This is a genomic window from Micromonospora sp. ZG13 (genome assembly GCF_059359355.1).
In genome coordinates, this window is record NZ_JCADBQ010000015.1 from 83831 (window position 1) to 102563 (window position 18733).

22 protein-coding genes are annotated in these 18733 nt (G+C 71.5%); 13 read left to right on the forward strand and 9 right to left on the reverse strand.

Annotated elements, in window-relative coordinates; translation table 11 throughout:
• Positions 1 to 3 precede the first annotated feature (3 nt).
• From AC5L34_RS24440 to AC5L34_RS24450, 3 genes are read right to left on the reverse strand one after another with little or no spacing between them, the layout of a single operon-like run.
• Positions 4 to 540: a DUF1360 domain-containing protein gene (locus AC5L34_RS24440; protein WP_441177063.1), complete on the reverse strand. Its 537-nt coding sequence runs from the start codon at positions 538 to 540 to the stop codon at positions 4 to 6.
• Between the two features lie 36 nt (positions 541 to 576).
• A complete protein-coding gene (locus AC5L34_RS24445; RefSeq protein ID WP_441177064.1) occupies positions 577 to 897 on the reverse strand; it encodes a hypothetical protein in 321 nt (106 codons plus the stop codon).
• Positions 897 to 1223, reverse strand: a complete 327-nt coding sequence (locus AC5L34_RS24450; RefSeq protein ID WP_441177118.1) for a DUF6158 family protein — start codon at positions 1221 to 1223, stop codon at positions 897 to 899. Before AC5L34_RS24450 ends, AC5L34_RS24445 begins: the two co-directional genes overlap by 1 nt.
• A 120-nt stretch (positions 1224 to 1343) precedes the next feature.
• Here AC5L34_RS24450 and AC5L34_RS24455 point away from each other — a divergent pair, with 120 nt between their 5' ends.
• Positions 1344 to 1760, forward strand: a complete 417-nt coding sequence (locus tag AC5L34_RS24455) for a hypothetical protein (RefSeq protein WP_494827119.1) — start codon at positions 1344 to 1346, stop codon at positions 1758 to 1760.
• Between the two features lie 26 nt (positions 1761 to 1786).
• Complete coding sequence (locus tag AC5L34_RS24460) at positions 1787 to 2116, forward strand: DUF3817 domain-containing protein (protein WP_088998732.1); 330 nt, start codon at positions 1787 to 1789, stop codon at positions 2114 to 2116.
• A gap of 6 nt (positions 2117 to 2122) precedes the next feature.
• Here the strand turns inward: AC5L34_RS24460 and AC5L34_RS24465 are convergent, their stop codons facing one another.
• On the reverse strand, positions 2123 to 2605 hold the full coding sequence (locus AC5L34_RS24465; RefSeq protein WP_357723709.1) for a DUF6232 family protein: 483 nt from the start codon (positions 2603 to 2605) through the stop codon (positions 2123 to 2125).
• A 543-nt stretch (positions 2606 to 3148) separates the two neighbouring features.
• On the opposite strand from AC5L34_RS24465, the gene AC5L34_RS24470 reads away from it, so the two are divergent.
• On the forward strand, positions 3149 to 4123 hold the full coding sequence (locus tag AC5L34_RS24470) for a C40 family peptidase (protein ID WP_494827121.1): 975 nt from the start codon (positions 3149 to 3151) through the stop codon (positions 4121 to 4123).
• Positions 4124 to 4196: 73 nt separating this feature from the next.
• Here the strand turns inward: AC5L34_RS24470 and AC5L34_RS24475 are convergent, their stop codons facing one another.
• The 4 genes from AC5L34_RS24475 to AC5L34_RS24490 form a co-directional block, all read right to left on the reverse strand.
• The gene (locus AC5L34_RS24475; protein ID WP_250100525.1) at positions 4197 to 5186 is read right to left on the reverse strand and encodes a sigma-70 family RNA polymerase sigma factor; all 990 of its coding nucleotides are present in this window, start codon (positions 5184 to 5186) and stop codon (positions 4197 to 4199) included.
• A 462-nt stretch (positions 5187 to 5648) separates the two neighbouring features.
• Positions 5649 to 6605 carry an N-acetylmuramic acid 6-phosphate etherase gene (gene murQ, locus AC5L34_RS24480; RefSeq protein ID WP_363899386.1) on the reverse strand — a complete coding sequence of 319 codons (957 nt, stop codon included), beginning with the start codon at positions 6603 to 6605 and terminating at the stop codon, positions 5649 to 5651.
• Positions 6602 to 7516, reverse strand: a complete 915-nt coding sequence (locus tag AC5L34_RS24485) for a MurR/RpiR family transcriptional regulator (RefSeq protein WP_101412493.1) — start codon at positions 7514 to 7516, stop codon at positions 6602 to 6604. Before AC5L34_RS24485 ends, murQ begins: the two co-directional genes overlap by 4 nt.
• A gap of 472 nt (positions 7517 to 7988) precedes the next feature.
• Positions 7989 to 8750, reverse strand: coding sequence for a dTMP kinase (locus tag AC5L34_RS24490; RefSeq protein ID WP_494827123.1), 762 nt, complete (start codon positions 8748 to 8750; stop codon positions 7989 to 7991).
• A 102-nt stretch (positions 8751 to 8852) separates the two neighbouring features.
• Between AC5L34_RS24490 and AC5L34_RS24495 the strand changes: the two genes are divergently transcribed.
• The 5 genes from AC5L34_RS24495 to AC5L34_RS24515 all read left to right on the forward strand — a co-directional run bounded on the left by AC5L34_RS24495 (position 8853) and on the right by AC5L34_RS24515 (position 11336).
• Complete coding sequence (locus AC5L34_RS24495) at positions 8853 to 9491, forward strand: nucleotidyltransferase (protein WP_121400101.1); 639 nt, start codon at positions 8853 to 8855, stop codon at positions 9489 to 9491.
• On the forward strand, positions 9488 to 9763 hold the full coding sequence (locus AC5L34_RS24500) for a hypothetical protein (protein WP_088998725.1): 276 nt from the start codon (positions 9488 to 9490) through the stop codon (positions 9761 to 9763). Before AC5L34_RS24495 ends, AC5L34_RS24500 begins: the two co-directional genes overlap by 4 nt.
• A 9-nt stretch (positions 9764 to 9772) precedes the next feature.
• The gene (locus AC5L34_RS24505; RefSeq protein ID WP_441177068.1) at positions 9773 to 10549 is read left to right on the forward strand and encodes a metallophosphoesterase family protein; all 777 of its coding nucleotides are present in this window, start codon (positions 9773 to 9775) and stop codon (positions 10547 to 10549) included.
• On the forward strand, positions 10540 to 10683 hold the full coding sequence (locus AC5L34_RS24510) for a GPGG-motif small membrane protein (protein WP_165947907.1): 144 nt from the start codon (positions 10540 to 10542) through the stop codon (positions 10681 to 10683). Before AC5L34_RS24505 ends, AC5L34_RS24510 begins: the two co-directional genes overlap by 10 nt.
• A 158-nt stretch (positions 10684 to 10841) precedes the next feature.
• Positions 10842 to 11336, forward strand: coding sequence for a TspO/MBR family protein (locus tag AC5L34_RS24515; protein ID WP_441177069.1), 495 nt, complete (start codon positions 10842 to 10844; stop codon positions 11334 to 11336).
• A 55-nt stretch (positions 11337 to 11391) separates the two neighbouring features.
• Here the strand turns inward: AC5L34_RS24515 and AC5L34_RS24520 are convergent, their stop codons facing one another.
• Entirely contained in the window at positions 11392 to 12165 is a 774-nt protein-coding gene (locus tag AC5L34_RS24520; protein WP_441177070.1) for a M23 family metallopeptidase, read from the reverse strand.
• Between the two features lie 247 nt (positions 12166 to 12412).
• Between AC5L34_RS24520 and AC5L34_RS24525 the strand changes: the two genes are divergently transcribed.
• The 5 genes from AC5L34_RS24525 to AC5L34_RS24545 all read left to right on the forward strand — a co-directional run bounded on the left by AC5L34_RS24525 (position 12413) and on the right by AC5L34_RS24545 (position 18684).
• Positions 12413 to 13753 (forward strand): ABC transporter substrate-binding protein, encoded by a 1341-nt coding sequence (locus tag AC5L34_RS24525; RefSeq protein ID WP_441177071.1) that lies wholly within the window; start codon positions 12413 to 12415, stop codon positions 13751 to 13753.
• 68 nt (positions 13754 to 13821) lie between these two features.
• Entirely contained in the window at positions 13822 to 14871 is a 1050-nt protein-coding gene (locus AC5L34_RS24530; RefSeq protein ID WP_441177072.1) for a carbohydrate ABC transporter permease, read from the forward strand.
• A 1-nt stretch (position 14872) separates the two neighbouring features.
• Positions 14873 to 15841 (forward strand): carbohydrate ABC transporter permease, encoded by a 969-nt coding sequence (locus tag AC5L34_RS24535; protein ID WP_441177073.1) that lies wholly within the window; start codon positions 14873 to 14875, stop codon positions 15839 to 15841.
• A gap of 59 nt (positions 15842 to 15900) precedes the next feature.
• On the forward strand, positions 15901 to 16947 hold the full coding sequence (locus tag AC5L34_RS24540) for a LacI family DNA-binding transcriptional regulator (RefSeq protein WP_441177074.1): 1047 nt from the start codon (positions 15901 to 15903) through the stop codon (positions 16945 to 16947).
• Positions 16948 to 17007: 60 nt separating this feature from the next.
• Entirely contained in the window at positions 17008 to 18684 is a 1677-nt protein-coding gene (locus AC5L34_RS24545; RefSeq protein ID WP_441177119.1) for a glycoside hydrolase family 13 protein, read from the forward strand.
• Positions 18685 to 18733 lie beyond the last annotated feature (49 nt).

An 18733-nucleotide genomic window follows, 5' to 3' on the forward strand; every position in this document is an offset into this window, starting at 1 on the left:
TCGTCAGTCCTCGTCGTGGTCGCCGCCCTCGGCGGCCTGCTGGGCCACCGCGTACGCCATCTGGAGGAAGTCCGAGGCGGCCACGGCGGTCAGCGCGGTCGCCACCAGGCGGGTCAACCGGGGGGCGAGCACCAGCCCGCCGGTGAGCCCCGTGGCGATCCAGACGGCGAGGCAGAACGGGCAGCTCAGCAGCTCCCCGATCGCGTGCCGGGTGGAGCTGCCCTGGTCACGGACCTGCTCCATTACCTCGCCGCTGCCGATCGGCTTGTCGTAGCGGGTGAACGGCGCCCGCAGCGGACTCGTCACCGCGTCCTTCGACAGCAGCCGGCTCAGCTTGTGGGTGGCGATGCTGAGCAGCACCACGTCGGCCGGGGCGGGCCGGTCGGGCACCGGTCGGCCGGTCGCCCGGACCAGGCCGGCGATGCCGGCGGTCACCCCGGCGTAGGTGCCCATCGCCGCCAGGTAACCGCCCAGCGGCCGGTGCTCGTGCGGCGCGTACGCCTGGCGCAGCCGCGCCACCTTCTCCTTCAGGGCGGTCACCCGGTCTCCTCGGTCTTCTCGCTGGTGCGGGCCGGCTCAGCCGGCCTGCAGGTTGTCGGCCACCACGCGGGCCAGGCTGTCCAGCGCCTCGTCGGCCAGTCGCTCGGCGTCCGGCCCACCCGTGAGGTCGAGCCGCATCCGGGCACCACCCGCCTGGGCGGGCTCCACCCGGATCTCCGCCGACCACTCCTCGGCGGCGCTCCACCGCGCGCGCAGCTCCTCGGCGCTGACCTCGTCCGCCGGGCTGCCGTCGGCGCGTAGCGGCTCGGGCAGCCACGCCGACGCCCGGGCGGGGTCGGTGGCGGTGTTGAAGACCACCTCCGGCGGCGCGGACATCCCGCGCTCGGCGGACGCCATCAGGCGTCCCGCAGCCGGCTCGGGTCGACCTCGCGGCCGGGGTGCCGGGCGAGGTACTCGGTCTCCAGCTCCGCGGTGCGGCGCAGGTGGTTGGCGAGGGCGGAGTCCGACGCGTGGCGCAGCGTGTCCAGGCGCGTACGGTGCAGGCTGTGCATCTCCCGGACCAGGTCCTCGTCGGCCAGCTCGGCCGGGTCGACGCCGAGCAGCTCGCCGTCGGGCTCGTCCGCCTCGCCGGAGGCCCTGTCGTGGACGTGGTCGCCGTCCCACTCGGGCATCCGCTGCTCCGGGCTGCCGAAGTCGTCCTGCCGTACCGATCCCGTCATGATCGACCCCCTGCTCTGGTTTGGGCTCGCGTCTAGACGGATGCCCACACCTGGTGACACCAAACCAGAGCGCCCTACGACGCCGCGTCGGAGACCGCTGCCGCCCCCGGTACCCTCGATGCCATGAGACGGCTCTGGACCCCGGCGTGGATCGCGCGCCACGTGGCCATGGTCGTGCTGGTCACCGGCTTCCTGGCGCTGGGCTGGTGGCAGGTCAGCCGGGCCGCCGCCGGCAACGCGATCAGCTGGGGCTACGCGGTCGAGTGGCCGATCTTCGCGGGCTTCGTGGTCTTCGTCTGGTGGCGTGAGGTCCGGCACACGCTGCGTGGGCCCACGGCGCCGGCCGACGCCCCCGGGGAGGTGCCCGCCGACGCCCCGCAGGCCGCCGCGACGCGCCCGGTCGTACGCCGGCCCGTCCGGGTCGCCCGCGTGTCCGCGGCTGCCGACGGCGGCGAGGACGGCGACCTGGCCGCCTACAACCACTACCTGCAATGGCTTAACGACAACCCGGGCGCCAAGCCCGGTGACTACCCCGGCTGAGGCCGGACGCGAAAGGACGGACGACGGTGGGCGCAGCCCTGACCCGGTACCGAGTCATCGCCTGGATCGTCGGCGTGGCGCTGATCCTGCTGGTCGTGATCGGCATGCCGATGAAGTACGCCTTCGACGAACCGATCCTGGTGGAGACCGTGGGCCAGGCCCACGGCTTCCTCTACATGCTCTACCTGGTGGCCGCCTTCGACCTGTCCCGCCGGGCCGGCTGGCCGCTGAAGCGGATGGTCCTGGTCATGCTGGCCGGCACGGTGCCGTTCGTCTCCTTCTTCGCCGAGCGCCGGGTCAGCTCCTGGGTGACCGCGGAAGAGACCGGGCGCACGCCGGAGCCGGTCGCCGGCTGACGCCGGTCACCGGTTGGGCCGCCACGGGTCGACCGAGGCGAGCGGGTCCTCCCAGCCGCCGTAGCGGTTGATCTCCCGGGCCCGGCGCAGGGCCCGGGAGACCTGGCCGAACTGCCGCTCGTCGTCGCTGCTGAACAGCAGCACCCGCTCGCCCCGGCGCCGCCCCCACAGCTCGTACGCGGGCGGTCGCCACCGGTCCCCCACCAGCGCGACCAGCACCGGCAGCAGGAACACCAGGCCCAGCACGAGGTACGCCCCCGCGGTGAGCCGTTGCAGCCCGCCGGTGAAGCCGAGCAGCAGGCCGACGCCGCCGATCATGGCGCCGGTGACGACGACGGCCCGCACCGCGACGCGGTCGTGCGGGCCCCGGCCGGTGTGCAGGTGGGTCAGCTCGGTGACCTGCCAGCTGTTGCGGCCGACGGTGAACCGGTCGACCGTGACGATGATCCCGGGTCGGGCGTAGAGGAGGGTGTTCTTCGCTGCGGTCACCGGCGGTGACTGCGGCTGTCGGGTGGCGCCTTGAGGGTTCACGGTTCTACCTCCCACGGCTGGTGCCAGGTCGGCTCCCGTCGACGGGTCTCGCGGCGGTGCCGGTCGGCGGGATTCCCGGCTGCGCGCTTCATTGTGTGGCGCACGTGCCAGCCCCGACGGCGATTTCGGCTCGCGTCCGGGGCGGGCGGCCCCGCGTCCCGTCGCTTCCGGCCACCGTGTCGGTCTTGTCGGTCATAACGGACCAGCGCCCGGCGGCATGCGTCGAGAACGACGAATGGCGCATATCGTCCCAACGCCGGCAATAGCCGCGGCGCCCCGCGCCGAGCCGGGAAAAGTTGATCACTCTACGTGTCCTCGGTGATCAACAATTTCCGTCACTCCGCGAACATTCGACCCAGCTTCAACTGCGCATCACTCCCGCCCCGGGATAGGTTGTCCGGGCCGGCCCGGTCGATCGCCGTCCACCCGGACAGCACCGGCCCGGTGTCGTCGGGGGCCTCAGCAGCCCGCGGCGGCCGGTGGGAGAGGAGCCTTCCGCTCTTGTCGTCCCTCAGGAACACGCTGCGCGCCCTGGCGGTCGCCGTGGTGTCGGCCACGCTGCTCGCACCGGCGGTACCCGCCCGGGCCGAACCGTCCCCCGCCGAGCTGACCCGGCGGATCGAGAACTCCTCCACGAAGCTCGAACACGTCGTCGAGGCGTACAACAAGCTCCGCGAGGAGATCAAGGCCAATCAGGCCGCCGTGGCGCGGGTGCAGAGCCGCATCGGTCCGCTGGAGCAGGAGACCGAGCGGAGCCGGGCCGACGTCGGCGAGATGGCGGTGACCGCGTACAAGACCGGCAGCAACCTGACCACCGCCGACGCGCTGCTGCGGCCCGGCGGCGCCGACACCCTGCTGGACCGGCTCGACATGCTGGACCAGCTCACCCGGCAGCGGCAGGCGAAGATCACGAACTTCACCGGCAACCAGCGCCGGCTGCTCGACGAGAAGACCCGGCTGGAGGTCACGCTGGGCCGGCAGGCGGCGCAGGCCCGCGAGATGACCGCCGCGAAGAAGCGGATCGAACGCGACCTGGCCGAGCTCTACGAGCTGCGCCGGCAGGCGTACGGGCGGGCCACCGAGAAGCCGGCCGCCCGGCCCGACAGCGCGAAGCAGGCCCCGGCGGTCTCCGGCCGGGCCGGCACCGCGGTGCGGTACGCGTACGGCGCGCTCGGCAAGCCGTACGTCTGGGGCGCCGACGGGCCGAACGGCTACGACTGCTCGGGGCTGACCTCGGCGGCCTGGCGGGCGGCCGGCAAGTCGCTGCCGCACAACACCCGGATGCAGTGGGGCGCGGTGACCCACATCAGCCGCAGCGATCTGCGCCCCGGCGACCTCGTCTTCTACAGCGGGCTCGGGCACGTGGGCCTGTACGTCGGCGGCGGCCAGGTCATCGACGCGCCGAGCGCCGGTCGCAACGTGCTCAAACGGGGCATGAACCTGATGCCCATCCAGGGCTACGGCCGGGTCCGCTGACCTGGCCCGAGTACGGCGAACGGCCGGCGTCCCCCTATCGGACGCCGGCCGTTCGCCGTTGTTCCTACCCTGCTCAGGCCGCCTGGAGCCCCTCGGCCCTGGCCAGCTCGCGGAGCCGGCCGAGCGCCTGGATCTCCAGCTGACGGATCCGCTCCCGGGAGAGCGAGAACCGCGAGGCCACCTCGGTAAGGGAGTGCTCCCGGCCGTCCTCGAGCCCGTAGCGGGCCCGCATGATGCCGGCCGAACGGTCGTCGAGGTGGTTGAGCAGGCCCTCGATCCGCTGCCGCTCCAGCCCGGTGAGGACGATCTCCTCCGGCGACGGCGCGTCGCTGTCGGCGACCAGGTCACCGAGGTTGGTGTCGCCGTCGTCGCCCACCGGGGTGTCCAGCGAGACGGTGTCCTGCGACCAGCGGACCAGCTCGTTGACCCGCTCGACGGTGACCCCGAGGGCCGTCGCGATCTGCTCCGGCTCCGGGTCGCTGCCCAGCTCACGGGTGAGCTGGCGGGCAACGTTGCGCATCCGGTTGACGTCCTCGACCAGGTGCACCGGCAGGCGCACGGTGCGCTCCTGCTGGGCGATCGCCCGGCTGATCGCCTGGCGGATCCACCAGGTCGCGTAGGTGGAGAACTTGTAGCCGCGCACGTAGTCGAACTTCTCGACCGCCCGCACGAGGCCGGTGTTGCCCTCCTGGATCAGGTCCAGCATGGGCATGCCCGAGCGGACGTAGCGGCGGGCGATCGACACGACCAGCCGCAGGTTGGCCCGGATGAACAGGTCCTTGGCCCGCTCGCCCTCGGCGACCAGGCGTTCCAGGTCGTCCCGGTCGACACCGGCGGGGACGCGGTCCTCACCGAGCAGGTGCTCGGCGTAGAGGCCGGCCTCGATCGCCTTGGAGAGGTCGACCTCCTTGGCGGCGTCCAGCAGTGGCGTCCGGGAGATCTCGTGAAGGTAGACGCCGACCAGGTCGCGCTCCTCGGCAACCTCGTCGGTTCGCATGCCGATGTTCTTGTCCACGTTGCCCACGGTCCCCTCGCTCGCGCCGGTTGCCCGGTTCCTTGCCATCCCCACGTCCATCAGCCCTCCCCCGTAACTTCCGCTGTGCCCACCGGTGCTGACACCTACACAACAGTTGAGACGTGTCGGGGATTCCATGTCGTGAGTCGAAACTGTCACGAATGCCTGATAATCCGCTGAGAGCGCGGTCCATGTTTGCTGTCAGCACCCCATGTGGCGGCTCTCCGGCGGGCACCACACCAGGGGCGGCGGATCGACGTGTCGCCGTCTCCCGATCCATGGCAGCACCGCCCGGTCGGAGGCACAGCGACCCGGGTCACCGTCGCGCTGCGATCCTGGTCACTGCCAGACACGCAGCGGTGGACGGCTCGGTTCATCCACGCCCGTGGTAATACCCCACCCCCCGGTGAACAATCCGCCGCGCCATCGCATGCCCCCGCGTGACGGGGATCGCAGGAAGGGCCGGGCGGGCGGCGGGGCGGGGCAGGACGGGCGGCGGGACGGGGCGGATCAGGAGGCGAGCAGGGCCAGGGCGCTGCGGACCTGGTCGGCGGAGCGGGCCAGGGCGGCCCGCGCGGCGGACACCTCCACCCCGGAGACGAGCGAGACCAGCGCCACCTTCATGTCGCCGTCGGCCTCGACGAGGGCCCGCCGGCAGATCTCCTCCGAGCAGCCGGTGGCCTCGATCAGGATCGAGATCATCCGGCCCCGCAGCTTGGCGTTGGTGGCGACCATGTCGATCATGAGGTTCGAGTAGACCCGGCCCAGTCGGACCATCACGGCTGTGGAGAACGTGTTCAGCACCAGCTTCTGCGCGGTGCCCGCCTTCATCCGGGTCGACCCGGTGACGACCTCCGGCCCGGTGTCCACCCCGATGAAGACGTCCACCGACCGGGCGGCCTCCGCCTCCGGGTTGGCGCAGAGCAGCACGGTCGAGGCCCCCTTGGCGCTCGCCGCGGCGAGCGCCCCCAGGACGTACGGTGTGCGTCCGCTGGCGGCGAGTCCGACCACGAGGTCCCCCGACCGTACGCAGTCGGCGGCCTCGGCCGCGCCGCCCCGGTCGTCGTCCTCGGCGTCCTCCACCGCCCGCCACATGGCCTCCGGCCCGCCGGCGATGTGCGCGCAGAACCAGTGCCGGGGCGAGTTGAAGGTGGGCGCGAGTTCGGCGGCGTCGAGCACGCCGAGCCGCCCGGAGGTGCCGGCGCCGAAGTAGTGCACCCGGTGCCCGCCGCGCAGGGCGGTCACCGCCAGGTCGACGGTCGCGGCGATCTCGTCGAGGACGGCCGCGACGGCGCCTGGCACCCGCCGGTCCGCCTCGTTGATCACCGTGAGCACGTCGCGGGTCGACATGAGGTCGAGGTCCGCGCTGAGCGGGTTGCGCCGCTCGGTCGGCGCGCCGACCCGGATCACCGGCCGGGCCGCCATCGGAGCCGTCACCTCGTGGGGTTCCACCGCGCCCGCCGTCATGCCCGCCTCCGTCCCGGGCCGATCCGGTGTGACCGGACCGCCTCGGCTGTCGCTTCGAGGGCCTTCCTGGCCCGGGACCGGTTGCGCGCGGCCACCCCGACGAAGAGGCAGTCGACGACGGTGAGCTGGGCCAGCCGGCTCGCCATCGCACCGGAGCGGTAGGTCGTCTCGCGGGCGGCCGTGGTGAGCACGAAGTCGGCCACCTCGGTGATCGGCGACCGGGGGAAGTTGGTGAGCGCCACCGTGGAGGCTCCCCGGGCCCGCGCCTGCTCCAGCACCTCGATCACGTCCGAGGTGGTGCCGGTGTGCGAGATGCCGACGGCGACGTCGCCGCGCCCGAGCAACGCGGCCGACGTCAGCGCGGTGTGCACGTCGGGGAAGTAGAAGGCGGTGCGGCCGATGCGGTGCAGCTTCTGCTGGAAGTCCGAGGCGACGAACCCGCTGGCGCCCGCCCCGTATACGTCGATCCGGCTGGCCCCCGCGATGGCGTCGACGACCTGCTCGCAGATCGCCGGGTCGAGCTGCTCGGCCGTCTCCTCGACGGCCCGCGCGTCGTTGAAGGCGATGGTCGCGATGATCTGGGCGAGGTCGGCACCGGGCGGGATGTCGCCGCCGACGACCCGGGCGTCCGGCGGCTCGACCCGGCGGGCGGCCTCGGCGGCGAGCCGGATCCGCAGCTGCGGGTAGCCGTCCATGCCGACCGACCGGCAGAAGCGGATGACGGTCGCCTCGGATGTCTCCGCGGCGGTGGCGAGGTCGGTGATCGTCCGACGGGCGGCGTCGGCCGGGTCGGAGACCACCAGCCGGGCGACCCGCTGCTCGGCCGGCGACAACGAGGGGAGCAGGCCGCTGATGTGGACGATCAGCCCACCCGGCTCGTGACTCGCAGAAATCTTCGGACTCTTCGCCACGGATGAAACTTACTTTCACGAGGCGTGAGCGTCAACCATGACTGGGCGTATTGGGAAAAGTACCGCCCGCCCGGACGTGCCGTTTTGCCCGTCGGTGCCATTCCCACGAACGGTGGCCCCTCCCGGCGCGACCCACGCGAGGGCTGCCGGCCCACCGATCCTCCCTCTCCTGGTGCAGACCATGCCACCTCCCGGCCGTGTGCGATGCCCCGGGCACCCGACGGGACCCGTCGGGCAGCCGCCGCCCACACACCGTCCGCGGCCGGCCCGGACGGTCGACCGGTCGGTCGCGACCGACTCGGGCCACGCCACCGCCGATCGCGGCCGGCTCAGGCCCGTCCCGCCGCGCGGCCGGCTCAGAGCCGTCTCCGCGCCTGCGGCGCGTTCAGGCGTCCCGCCGCGCCTGCGGGCCGGTTCAGAGCCGTCCCGCCGCCCGCGCCCGTTCAGACCCTCCCGCCGCGCCCGCGCCGGTTCAGACGGTCAGCCGGGCGATCGCGACCGGTTCCGCCCCCGGCGGGACGGGCACGACGGCAGGTCGACTCCCGCTGCCGGCCGGCCAGCCGTCGCGCCCCTCGGCCGGCCGGTCGTCGCGGTCGTCGGCGGACGCCAGCCAACCCGCCATGTGGGCCTGGATCTGCCGGGAGACCTCCTCCGGCGGGCGCCCGGCGTCGACCACCACGAAGGTGGGGTACTCCGGCAGCGTCCGGTAGGCGGTGTCCGCGGCGGTCAGGTAGCGCATGCTCTCGTGGTCGGTGCCACGCTGCTCGATCCGCCGGTACGCCTCGGCGGGATCGACGGTCAGCAGGAAGGTCACCTGCGGTCGCGGGAACATCCGGTAGCCGGCCCGGGCCAGCCGCTCCCAGCGCTGCCCCCCGTGCGCCCTGATGCTCGCGTACTGGCAGGCGGAGTAGCGGTCCATGACCGCGACCCGGCCGGTGGCCAGGCAAGTGAGCAGGGCGACGGCGATCGCCAGCCAGCGGAGCACGGACTCCACCGCCAACATGCCGTTGCGCCCCACGAGCCGCTGGGCGTCGGGGCGGCCGAGGCGGTGCGCGAGGCGCCCCAGCCAGCGTCGCCCGCCGGCGTTGCGGTGGTAGGTGGCGGGGCGGCCCGCCGCGGTCAGCGCGTCGGCGAGCCGGTGCGCCTGGGTGGTCTTGCCCGAGCCGTCGATGCCGATCAGGGCGACGGCGCGCAATCGGGCCCTGCCGCGCCGCGCCTCCGGTGATCTGGACACTCTCCACAGGCTATCCGACCCGCGCTCGCGTACCCGGGAGTTTTGTGCTGTGTCCTCCCGGTTGACCCCGACCGCGCCGCCTGCCAGGTGTGGCCCGCCGGGATGCCGGGTACCGGAGTTGGATCAGCCGCCCACCACCATCGACGGGAGACGCCAATGGCAGAGCGCGGGGACGAGAGCCTGGTGCACACGCTGAAGAAGGTCGCCGCCGTGCTCAAGCAGGAAGAGATTCCCTTCGCGCTCGGGGGCAGCTTCGCGGTGTACGCCCACGGCGGTCACTCCAGCGAGCACGACGTCGACTTCCTGATCCGCGAGGTCGACGTGGAGCGCTCCCTGGAGGCGCTGGTCGCGGCGGGCTTCACCGCCGAGCGGCCGCCCGAGGACTGGCTGGTCAAGGTCTTCGACGACGGCCGCATGGTGGACCTGATCCACCGGCCGATCGAGACCCCGGTTACCGAGGAGACGTTCGCCGACACGGTCGTACGACCCGTCGACGCGATCCACATGCCGGTGCTCTCGGCCACCCAGCTCATGGTGCACAAACTGCTGAGCTTCTCGCAGCACTACTGCGACTTCGCCCGGGGTCTGCCGCTGGCCCGTTCGCTGCGGGAGCAGATCGACTGGGAACGGGTACGCAAGGAGACGCAGCACTCGCCGTACGCGGAGGCGTTCCTGGTGCTGTTGGACCGGCTGGAGGTGGTGCCGCACTCCGGCACCGGCGAGGGAGAGGGGACACCGTGACCGAGCACCGCGACGTCGCCACCGGACCGCCCGACGAGTACGTCGAGGCCGAGGTCCACCGCCTGCTCACCGAGGACCCGGACGTGGCCGAACAGGGGATCACCGTGGTCCGCCGGGAGCGCGGCCTGATGCTCTACGGCGAGGTCGAGAGCCCGCACCGTCGGGAGGAGATCCTGCGCCGGGTCGCCGAACGCTTCCCGGACGTGCCGATCACCAGTGACATCGGGGTGATCCGCGCGCAGGCGCCCACGGAGATCGAGCAACTGCCCTGAGGAGGTTCCATGGTGATCCGGATCGCCGCCGTGGGCGACGTGCATCTGGACGAGGACGTCGTCGGCCGGTTCCGGCCGGCACTGGACGAGCTGCATGAGCACGCAGACGTGCTGTTGCTCGCCGGCGACCTGACGCGGCACGGCACCGAGGCGGAGGCCCGCTGCGTCGCCACCGAGTTCGGCGGGCTCGGCGTGCCGGTGGTGACGGTGCTCGGCAACCACGACCACCAGTGCGACCAGGTACCGCAGGTGGTCAAGGTGCTCGAGGATGCCGGGATCACCGTGCTGGAGGGCGACGGCGTCGTGCTCGACTGCGCCGGCGGCCGGCTGGGCGTGGCCGGGGTGAAGGGATTCGGCGGCGGGTTCGCCGGCCGCTGCGCCAGCGACTTCGGCGAACCGGAGATGAAGGCCTTCGTCCGGACCACCACCCAGAGCGCGGACGCCCTGTCCGCCGCGCTGCGGGGGCTGGACTGCGACGTGCTGGTGGCGCTGACCCACTATTCGCCGGTGCCGGACACGCTGGCCGGTGAGCCGCTGGAGATCTATCCGTTCCTGGGCTCGTACCAGCTCGGGCAGGCGATCGACTCGGCGCCGACCGCGCTGGCCCTGCACGGGCACGCGCACGCCGGCACCGAGCGGGGCACCACGCCCGGCGGGGTACGCGTCCGCAACGTCGCGCACCCCGTGATCAAGCAGGCGTACAGCGTCTTCCACCTGGGTGACCACCTCGATCAGACACAGGTTTCCGGCGTCGGCGGCTCGGGTATTCAGCAAACATGGAGCTGATTCTCTGGATTCTCGCAGTCGTACTCGTGGTCGCCGGCATCCTCGCGCTGTTCCGGCGGCAGATCCTGTGGGGCGTCGTCCTCATCGTGGTCGGCCTGCTCGTCGGGCCGGGTGGTGTGAGCATCTTCAATTGACGAGGCGGCTACAGGCCGCCGTTCAGGACCCACCGGGGTCGTCGTGCCCGGAACTCCGTCCTCCCGACAGGAGCCTCCGGCCATGACGACCCCGGTGTCGTGCCGTCCGGAGGGTGACGGCGGGTTTACCGCCCTCACTTTGCGGACATATCTCGGCCATGGAGACGTCTCGGAGCGCTGAACGGACGGGCGGCGCCCGGCAGTGGTGGGCACTGCTCGGCTTCGGGGCGGCGGTGTTCGTCGCCGCGGCGATCGGCGGGCTCGGCGTGCAGGGCACCTCGACCGAGTACGCGGGCCTCGAACAGCCCGCCTGGGCTCCCCCGTCCTGGCTCTTCGGGCCGGTCTGGAGCCTGCTCTACGCGATGATCGCGGTGGCCGGCTGGCTGGTCTGGCGACGGGTCGGCTTCGGCCCGGCCCTCTGGGCGTGGATCACCCAGTTGGTGCTGAACGCGATCTGGACCCCGCTCTTCTTCGGCGCCGGCCGCTACGGGCTGGCGTTCGTCGAGATCCTGCTGATGTGGGTGGCCATCGGCGTGACGGTGGCGCTCTTCCGCCGGGTGTCCCGGCCGGCGACGCTGCTGATGCTCCCCTACTGGGCCTGGGTCACCTTCGCCGCCGCGCTGAACTTCGCCATCTGGCGCCTGAACAGCTGAGCCGACCCGACGACGGCACGGGGCCCCGGCGCGCAGCCGGGGCCCCGTCGCCCGCTCAGCAGCGGGGCACGCCGGGGATGTACCCGTCGTGGCCCGTGTATACGTACGCGTCGGCGATGAAGCGGCCGGAGCCGATCCGGTCCCAGATCGTGCTGGTGCCGTAGGTGCCGGTGACGCTGGTGCCGCTGGTCTGGCAGTGGATGGTCACCTTGGCGCCGTCCGCGACGGTGCCCACCGCGGCGTAGCCGGTGCCCGGGCCGGAGCGGACGGTCAGCGGCGTGCCGCTGGTGTTGACCGTGCCGGAGCCGGAGCTACTGCCGCAGCCGTTGTCGCTGGTGTAGGTCTTCGTGCCCCAGTAGAGGGCGAGCGCGCCGTTGAACCGCACCTGGATGTCGGCGCCGTTGAGCCGCTGCTCGTAGTGCAGGTGCGGGCCGGTGGAGCCGCCGGTGCTGCCGACCCAGCCGATCACCTTGCCGTAGCCGACGGTCTGCCCCACGGAGACGTTGAAGCCGTTGAGGTGGGCGTAGTAGGTGCTGTAGCCGCCGCCGTGGTTGATCCGGACGTACTTTCCGTAGCTGGTGCCGCCCAGATCGGTGACCCGGTCGACGGTGCCCGGGGCGCTCGCCACCACCGGGTCGCCGAGGTCGTCCGTGCGATTGAAGTCCAGCGAATACGCCGGGCTGTGGTTGGTCCGGGTCTGGCCGGACCAGGACTGCCCGCACGGGAACGGCACCTTGAACGTGGGGGCGGCCATCGCCGGGGCCGCCGGAATCAGCGCGCCCACCGCCAGCAGACCGGCCGCCAGCAGGCCCAACCACCGCTTGCCCATCCAACACCTCCTATGTCGAAATCCTTCGATCGGATGGCTCAAGCGTGTCAGAAAATGACATCGATGGAAAGGGGTCGAATTCCCGTGTGGGAGCGCGCCCACCAGGGGGACTACGGGTTTCCGGATTGTTACTTCCTCGTGTCCGGTTAGGGGTGGACCAGGCCAGATGCAAGCGCTTACATGTGGTGACGCCCATCGGACCGGCGCGGGTTCGATCCCTGACGCGCCGGCAAGGAAGGAGAACGGCATGGCGTTTGCCAGATCACGCCAGGCTTTCGCGATCGCCGGCGTACTGGGGCTGGCGCTGAGCGCCACGGCCTGCGGCACCGGCGACGACAAGAAGAGCGACACCGCGGGCTCCGCGGAGTGCGCCGCATACGAGAAGTACGGCGACAACGACGGTAAGAAGGTCACGATCTACTCGTCGATCCGGGACATCGAGGCCGACCGCCTCGCGGAGTCCTGGAAGCAGTTCGAGGACTGCACCGGCATCGAGATCGACCACGAGGGCAGTGGCGAGTTCGAGGCCCAGCTCAACGTCCGGGTCGACGGCGGCAACGCCCCCGACCTGGCGTTCATCCCGCAGCCGGGCCTGCTCAAGCGCTTCGTCGACTCGGGCAAGCTCAAGCCGGTCGGCGCCGACACCAAGAAGATGGCCGAGGAGAACTACCCGGCCGACTGGCTGAAGTACAGCACCGTCAACGGCCAGTTCTACGGCGCCCCGCTCGGCTCCAACGTGAAGTCCTTCGTGTGGTACTCGCCGAAGACCTTCAAGGAGAAGGGCTGGACGGTCCCGACCAGCTGGGACGAGCTGATCAAGCTCAGCGACCAGATCGCGGGCACCGGCACCAAGCCGTGGTGCGTCGGCATCGAGTCGGGTGAGGCCACCGGCTGGCCGGCCACCGACTGGATCGAGGACCTGATGCTGCGGACGCAGACCCCCGAGGTCTACGACCAGTGGACGAGCCACGGCATCCCGTTCAACGACCCGAAGGTCGCCGAGGCCCTCGACAAGGCCGGCACCATCCTCAAGAACGAGAAGTACGTCAACGGCGGCTTCGGCGGCGTGAAGAGCATCGCCACCACCTCCTTCCAGGAGGCCGGCGTGCCGATCACCACGGGCAAGTGCGCGCTGCACCGCCAGGCGTCCTTCTACGCCAACCAGTGGCCGAAGGGCACCAAGGTGGCCGAGGACGGCGACGTCTTCGCCTTCTACTTCCCGGCGATCGACGCCAGCAAGGGCAAGCCGGTGCTGGGTGGCGGCGAGTTCGTCGCGGCCTTCAACGACCGCCCCGAGGTCCAGGCCGTGCAGACCTACCTCGCGTCCGGTGAGTACGCCAACAGCCGCGCCAAGATCGGCGACTGGGTGTCGGCCAACAACAAGCTCGACCTGGCCAACGTCGCCAACCCGATCGACAAGCTCTCCGTCCAGATCCTCCAGGACAAGTCCACCGTCTTCCGCTTCGACGGCTCGGACCTGATGCCGGCGGCCGTCGGCTCCGGGACGTTCTGGAAGGGCATGGTCGAGTGGGTCAACGGCAAGGACACCAAGACGGTCCTCGACGGCATCGAGGGCAGCTGGAAGTGATCTGAACCGGTGGGCCGGTCCGCGTACGCGGGCCGGCCCACCGGCTGATCAGAGACCTGGGAGGGTCGATGGAGTTCGACTTCGCTGAGGAACAGCCGAAGTTCCTCATGCTGATGTACGGGCTGATCGCTTTCGTCGCGGTGGTGGGCGGTCTGCTCCTGCTCCTCGACGTGGTGCCGGCCTGGTTCGCCCGCCGCCGGGAGGAGCAGATCCTTGCCGCCTCCGCGAGCGGCGCCCCGCTCCCCCGCCGGCGCAAGCCGCGCGAGGGCATGTTCGCGCTCTTCTTCCTGCTGCCGACGCTGCTGCTGCTCACCATCGGGCTGGTGGTCCCGGCCATCCGCACCGTGATGCTGTCGTTCATGGACGCGAACAGCAACGACTGGGTCGGGCTGCGCAACTACGGCTGGATGTTCTCCGAGGACTCCATCGTCAGGGTGTTGATCAACACCCTGATCTGGGTGCTCCTCGTGCCGCTGGTGGCCACCTCGTTCGGTCTGCTCTACGCCGTGATGGTGGACAAGGCCCGCTTCGAGGCGGTGGCCAAGTCACTGATCTTCCTGCCGATGGCGATCTCCTTCGTCGGCGCGAGCATCATCTGGAAGTTCGTCTACGCCTACCGGGGCGACGGGCAGGAGCAGATCGGCCTGCTGAACCAGATCGTGGTCAGCCTCGGCGGCGAGCCGAAGCAGTGGCTGCTGGACTCACCGCTGAACACCCTGCTGTTGATCGTGATCATGGTCTGGATCCAGGCCGGTTTCGCGATGGTGGTGCTCTCCGCCGCGATCAAGGCGATCCCGGCCGACATCGTGGAGGCGGCCCGCCTCGACGGGGTCACCCCCTGGCAGATGTTCTGGCAGATCACCATGCCGAGCATCCGGCCGGCGCTGATCGTGGTCGTGGTGACGCTGTCGATCGCCACCCTCAAGGTCTTCGACATCGTCCGGACCGGCACGAACGGCAACTACGACACCAGCGTGATCGCCAACGAGATGTACAACCAGGCGTTCCGGTACGGCCAGAACGGGCAGGGCTCGGCCCTGGCGGTCTTCCTGTTCGTCCTGGTGATCCCGATCGTGATCTACCAGATCCGCAACCTCCGTCAGCAGCGGGAGGGCTGAGATGACCACCGCAACGCCCACCGTCGCCGCCGGCACCCAGAAGACCGACGGCCGGGGCACCAGCGCCGCCGGACGGGTCCGCAAGCGGCTGAACAGCCGTACCGCGACCATCGTCTCGATCGTCATCGCGGTGCTCTGGACCATCCCCACCTTCGGCCTCTTCATCTCCTCGGTGCGGCCGGAGGACGAGATCAAGTCCAGCGGGTGGTGGACCTTCTTCACCAGCCCGTCGTTCACCCTGGAGAACTACCAGGAGGTGCTGTTCGGCCGCTCCTCGTCGTCCGGGCAGCTCGCCAGCTACTTCATCAACTCGCTGGCGATCACCATCCCGTCGGTGCTCTTCCCGCTCGCCTTCGCGGCCCTGGCCGCGTACGCGCTCGCCTGGATCAACTTCCGGGGGCGGGACTGGATGTACATCGCGATCTTCGCGTTGCAGATCGTGCCGCTTCAGATGGCCCTGGTGCCGCTGCTGAAGTTCTTCTCCACCGGCGTCACCATCGCCGGGGTCACCGTCATGCCGGCCTGGGACCTGGTCGACGAACAGAAGTTCGCGCAGGTGTGGTTCGCGCACACCTGCTTCGCGCTGCCGTTCGCCGTCTTCCTGCTGCACAACTTCATCTCGCAGCTCCCGGGTGACCTGATGGAGGCCGCCCGGGTCGACGGGGCCACCCACCCGAAGATCTTCCGCAGCATCGTGCTGCCGCTGATCACCCCGGCGCTGGCCGCGTTCGGCATCTTCCAGTTCCTCTGGGTCTGGAACGACCTGCTGGTCGCGCTGATCTTCGCCGGTGGCGGCAACGAGACCGCCCCGCTCACCGTCCGGCTGGCCGAGATGGCCGGCACCAGGGGCAACGAGTGGCAGCGGCTCACCGCCGGCGCGTTCGTCTCGATCGTCGTACCGCTGATCGTCTTCCTGTCCCTCCAGCGCTACTTCGTGCGCGGCCTGCTCGCCGGCAGCGTCAAGGGCTGAGGCGTCTCCGCCGCCGCCGGTGACCCGGCGGCGGCGGAGCTTGGCGGAGCGGGGGGTACGTGACGAAGATCGACGATGTCGCACGCCTGGCCGGGGTCTCCACCGCCACCGTGTCCCGGGCGCTGCGGGGGTTGCCGACGGTCTCGGCCGCGACCCGGCGCCGGGTGCTCGCGGCGGCCGAGCAACTGGAGTACGCCGTCTCGCCGAGCGCCTCGCGGCTGGCCGGCGGACGCACCGGCACCGTCGCCGTCGTGGTCCCCCGCATCACCCGGTGGTTCTTCGGCACCGTCGTGGAGGCGGTCGAGGACCTCCTCCAGCAGGCGGGCTACGACCTGCTGCTCTACAACCTCGGCGGGCGCGAGCAGGTGCGCCAGCGGGTGCTGCGCACCGCCAACCTGCACAAGCGCGTCGACGCGATCATGCTGGTCGCCACGCCGCTGCGACCCGCCGACCTGACCGCCCTGACGAAGCTGAAGCTGCCCGGGGTGACCATCAGCTCCGGCACGGTGGTGCCCGGCTGGCCCTGCGTACGCATCGACGACGTGGGCGTCGCGCGCACCGCCACCCGGCACCTGCTCGACCTCGGCCACCGCAGGATCGCGCACATCTCCGGCGATCCCGACGACGAGCTGGCCTACACCACCCACCTCGACCGGCGGCGCGGCTACCGGGAGGCGCTCGCCGACGCCGGCATCGACCCGGACCCCTGCCTCGACGTCGAGTCGCAGTTCACCATCAACGGCGGTACGCGGGCCACCGAGGAACTGCTGCGGCGCGGCGACCCGCCCACGGCGATCTTCGCGGCGTGCGACGAGATGGCGATGGGGGCGATGACCGCGCTACGCGACGCCGGCCTGCGGGTGCCGCAGGACGTCAGCGTGATCGGCGTCGACGACCACGACCTGGCCAGCGTCCTCGGGCTCAGCACGATCGCCCAGCCCGCAGCGGAACAGGGTCGCCTCGCGGCGCGGATCCTGCTCGACCCGCTGCACGGCGGCGCCCGGTCTTCGTGGGGCGGCCCCTACCTCGACACGCCCGGGGAGCCGGTGATCCTGCCCACTCGCCTGATCGTGCGTGAATCGACGGCGGCACCCCGGGCACACTAACGGGAAACCGCCGCCGCCCGGCAGCGCCCGACCGTCCGGCTCGACACACGGGAGAAGGCCCTGAACAGCAACCCGACGCACCAGGACACGCCCGCCGGCCCCGCCACCGGTTGGTGGACCAGGGCCACCATCTACCAGGTCTACCCGCGCTCCTTCGCCGACTCCGACGGCGACGGCATCGGTGACCTGCCCGGCATCACCGCCCGCCTGGACCACTTCGTGGAGCTGGGCGTGGACGCGCTCTGGCTGTCGCCGTTCTACCCGTCGCCGCAGGCCGACGCCGGGTACGACGTGGCCGACTACCGGGACGTGGACCCGCTCTTCGGCACCCTCGCCGACGCCGACCGGCTGATCGGCGGGGCGCACTCGCGGGGCCTGCGGGTCATCGTCGACCTAGTGCCCAACCACACCTCGTCGGCACACCGGTGGTTCGCCGCCGCGCTCGCCGCCGCCCCCGGCAGCCCGGAGCGCGACCGCTACGTCTTCCGCGACGGCCGCGGCCCGGACGGCGCACAGCCGCCCAACGACTGGCAGAGCGTCTTCGGCGGGCCGGCCTGGACCCGCGTCACCGAGGCCGACGGCAGCCCCGGCCAGTGGTACCTGCACCTGTTCGACGCCGGCCAGCCCGACCTCAACTGGGACAACCCGCAGGTGCGGGAGGAGTTCCTGGACGTGCTGCGGTTCTGGCTGGACCGGGGTGTCGACGGCTTCCGCGTCGACGTGGCGCACGGCCTGATCAAGCAGGCCGACCTCGCCGACTGGCAGGAGCCGCAGGAGATCCTCTCCGGCCAGGAGGTCGACAAGCCGCGCCCACCGATGTGGGACCAGGACGGCGTACACGAGATCTACCGGGAGTGGCGGCGCCTGCTGGACGGCTACCCGGACGAGCGGATCCTCGTCGCCGAGGCGTGGGTGGAGCCGGCCGAGCGGCTGGCCCGCTACGTCCGCCCCGACGAGATGCACCAGGCGTTCAACTTCGAGTACCTGCTCGCCTCCTGGACCGCGCCGGCCCAGTACGCGGTCATCACCCGCTCGCTGGAGGCCACCGACGCCGTCGGCGCCCCGACCACCTGGGTGCTCTCCAACCACGACGTGGTGCGGCACGCCTCGCGGCTGGGGCTGCCGATCGGCGTCAAGCGGCCCAACGGCATCGGCGCCGGCGATCCGCAGCCCGACGCCGCGCTCGGTTTGCGCCGGGCCCGGGCGGCCACCCTGCTGATGCTCGCCCTGCCCGGCTCGGCCTACCTCTACCAGGGCGAGGAGCTGGGCCTGCCGGAGCACACCACGATGCCCGACGAGGCCCGGCAGGACCCGACCTGGGCGCGCAGCGGCCACACCGAGCGGGGCCGGGACGGCTGCCGGGTGCCGATCCCGTGGGAGGCCGACGCACCGTCGTACGGCTTCGGGCCGACCGACGCGAGCTGGCTGCCGCAGCCGTCGAGCTGGGCGGAGTACGCCCTGGACCGGCAGCGGGACACGCCCGGCTCGACGTACGAGCTGTACCGCACGGCGCTGCGGTTGCGCCGCGAGCACCGGCTCGGCGAGGGCCCGCTGGAGTGGCTCGCCTCCGGCGACGAGGTGCTCTCGTTCCGCAACGGTGGGCTGACCGTGCTGACCAACTTCGGTGACGCCCCCGTGCCGCTGCCCGCCGGGTCCGAGCTGGTGCACGCCAGCGCTCCGCTGGACGACGACGGCGCCGTCGGGACCGACGTGACGGTCTGGGTCCGCCCGGCCTGACGCGACAGGGGTCCCCCGGGCAGCGCCGCACGCTGCCCGGGGGACCCTC

Excerpts from the sequence above, each read along its gene's own strand:
- AC5L34_RS24445 (WP_441177064.1), bottom strand. The coding sequence starts at position 897 with ATGGCGTCCGCCGAGCGCGGGATGTCCGCGCCGCCGGAGGTGGTCTTC.
- AC5L34_RS24455 (WP_494827119.1), top strand. The coding sequence starts at position 1,344 with ATGAGACGGCTCTGGACCCCGGCGTGGATCGCGCGCCACGTGGCCATG.
- AC5L34_RS24475 (WP_250100525.1), bottom strand. The coding sequence starts at position 5,186 with ATGGCAAGGAACCGGGCAACCGGCGCGAGCGAGGGGACCGTGGGCAAC.
- murQ (WP_363899386.1), bottom strand. The coding sequence starts at position 6,605 with ATGACGGCGGGCGCGGTGGAACCCCACGAGGTGACGGCTCCGATGGCG.
- AC5L34_RS24495 (WP_121400101.1), top strand. The coding sequence starts at position 8,853 with ATGCCGGGTACCGGAGTTGGATCAGCCGCCCACCACCATCGACGGGAG.
- AC5L34_RS24505 (WP_441177068.1), top strand. The coding sequence starts at position 9,773 with ATGGTGATCCGGATCGCCGCCGTGGGCGACGTGCATCTGGACGAGGAC.
- AC5L34_RS24510 (WP_165947907.1), top strand. The coding sequence starts at position 10,540 with ATGGAGCTGATTCTCTGGATTCTCGCAGTCGTACTCGTGGTCGCCGGC.
- AC5L34_RS24515 (WP_441177069.1), top strand. The coding sequence starts at position 10,842 with ATGGAGACGTCTCGGAGCGCTGAACGGACGGGCGGCGCCCGGCAGTGG.
- AC5L34_RS24520 (WP_441177070.1), bottom strand. The coding sequence starts at position 12,165 with ATGGGCAAGCGGTGGTTGGGCCTGCTGGCGGCCGGTCTGCTGGCGGTG.
- AC5L34_RS24525 (WP_441177071.1), top strand. The coding sequence starts at position 12,413 with ATGGCGTTTGCCAGATCACGCCAGGCTTTCGCGATCGCCGGCGTACTG.
- AC5L34_RS24530 (WP_441177072.1), top strand. The coding sequence starts at position 13,822 with ATGGAGTTCGACTTCGCTGAGGAACAGCCGAAGTTCCTCATGCTGATG.
- AC5L34_RS24535 (WP_441177073.1), top strand. The coding sequence starts at position 14,873 with ATGACCACCGCAACGCCCACCGTCGCCGCCGGCACCCAGAAGACCGAC.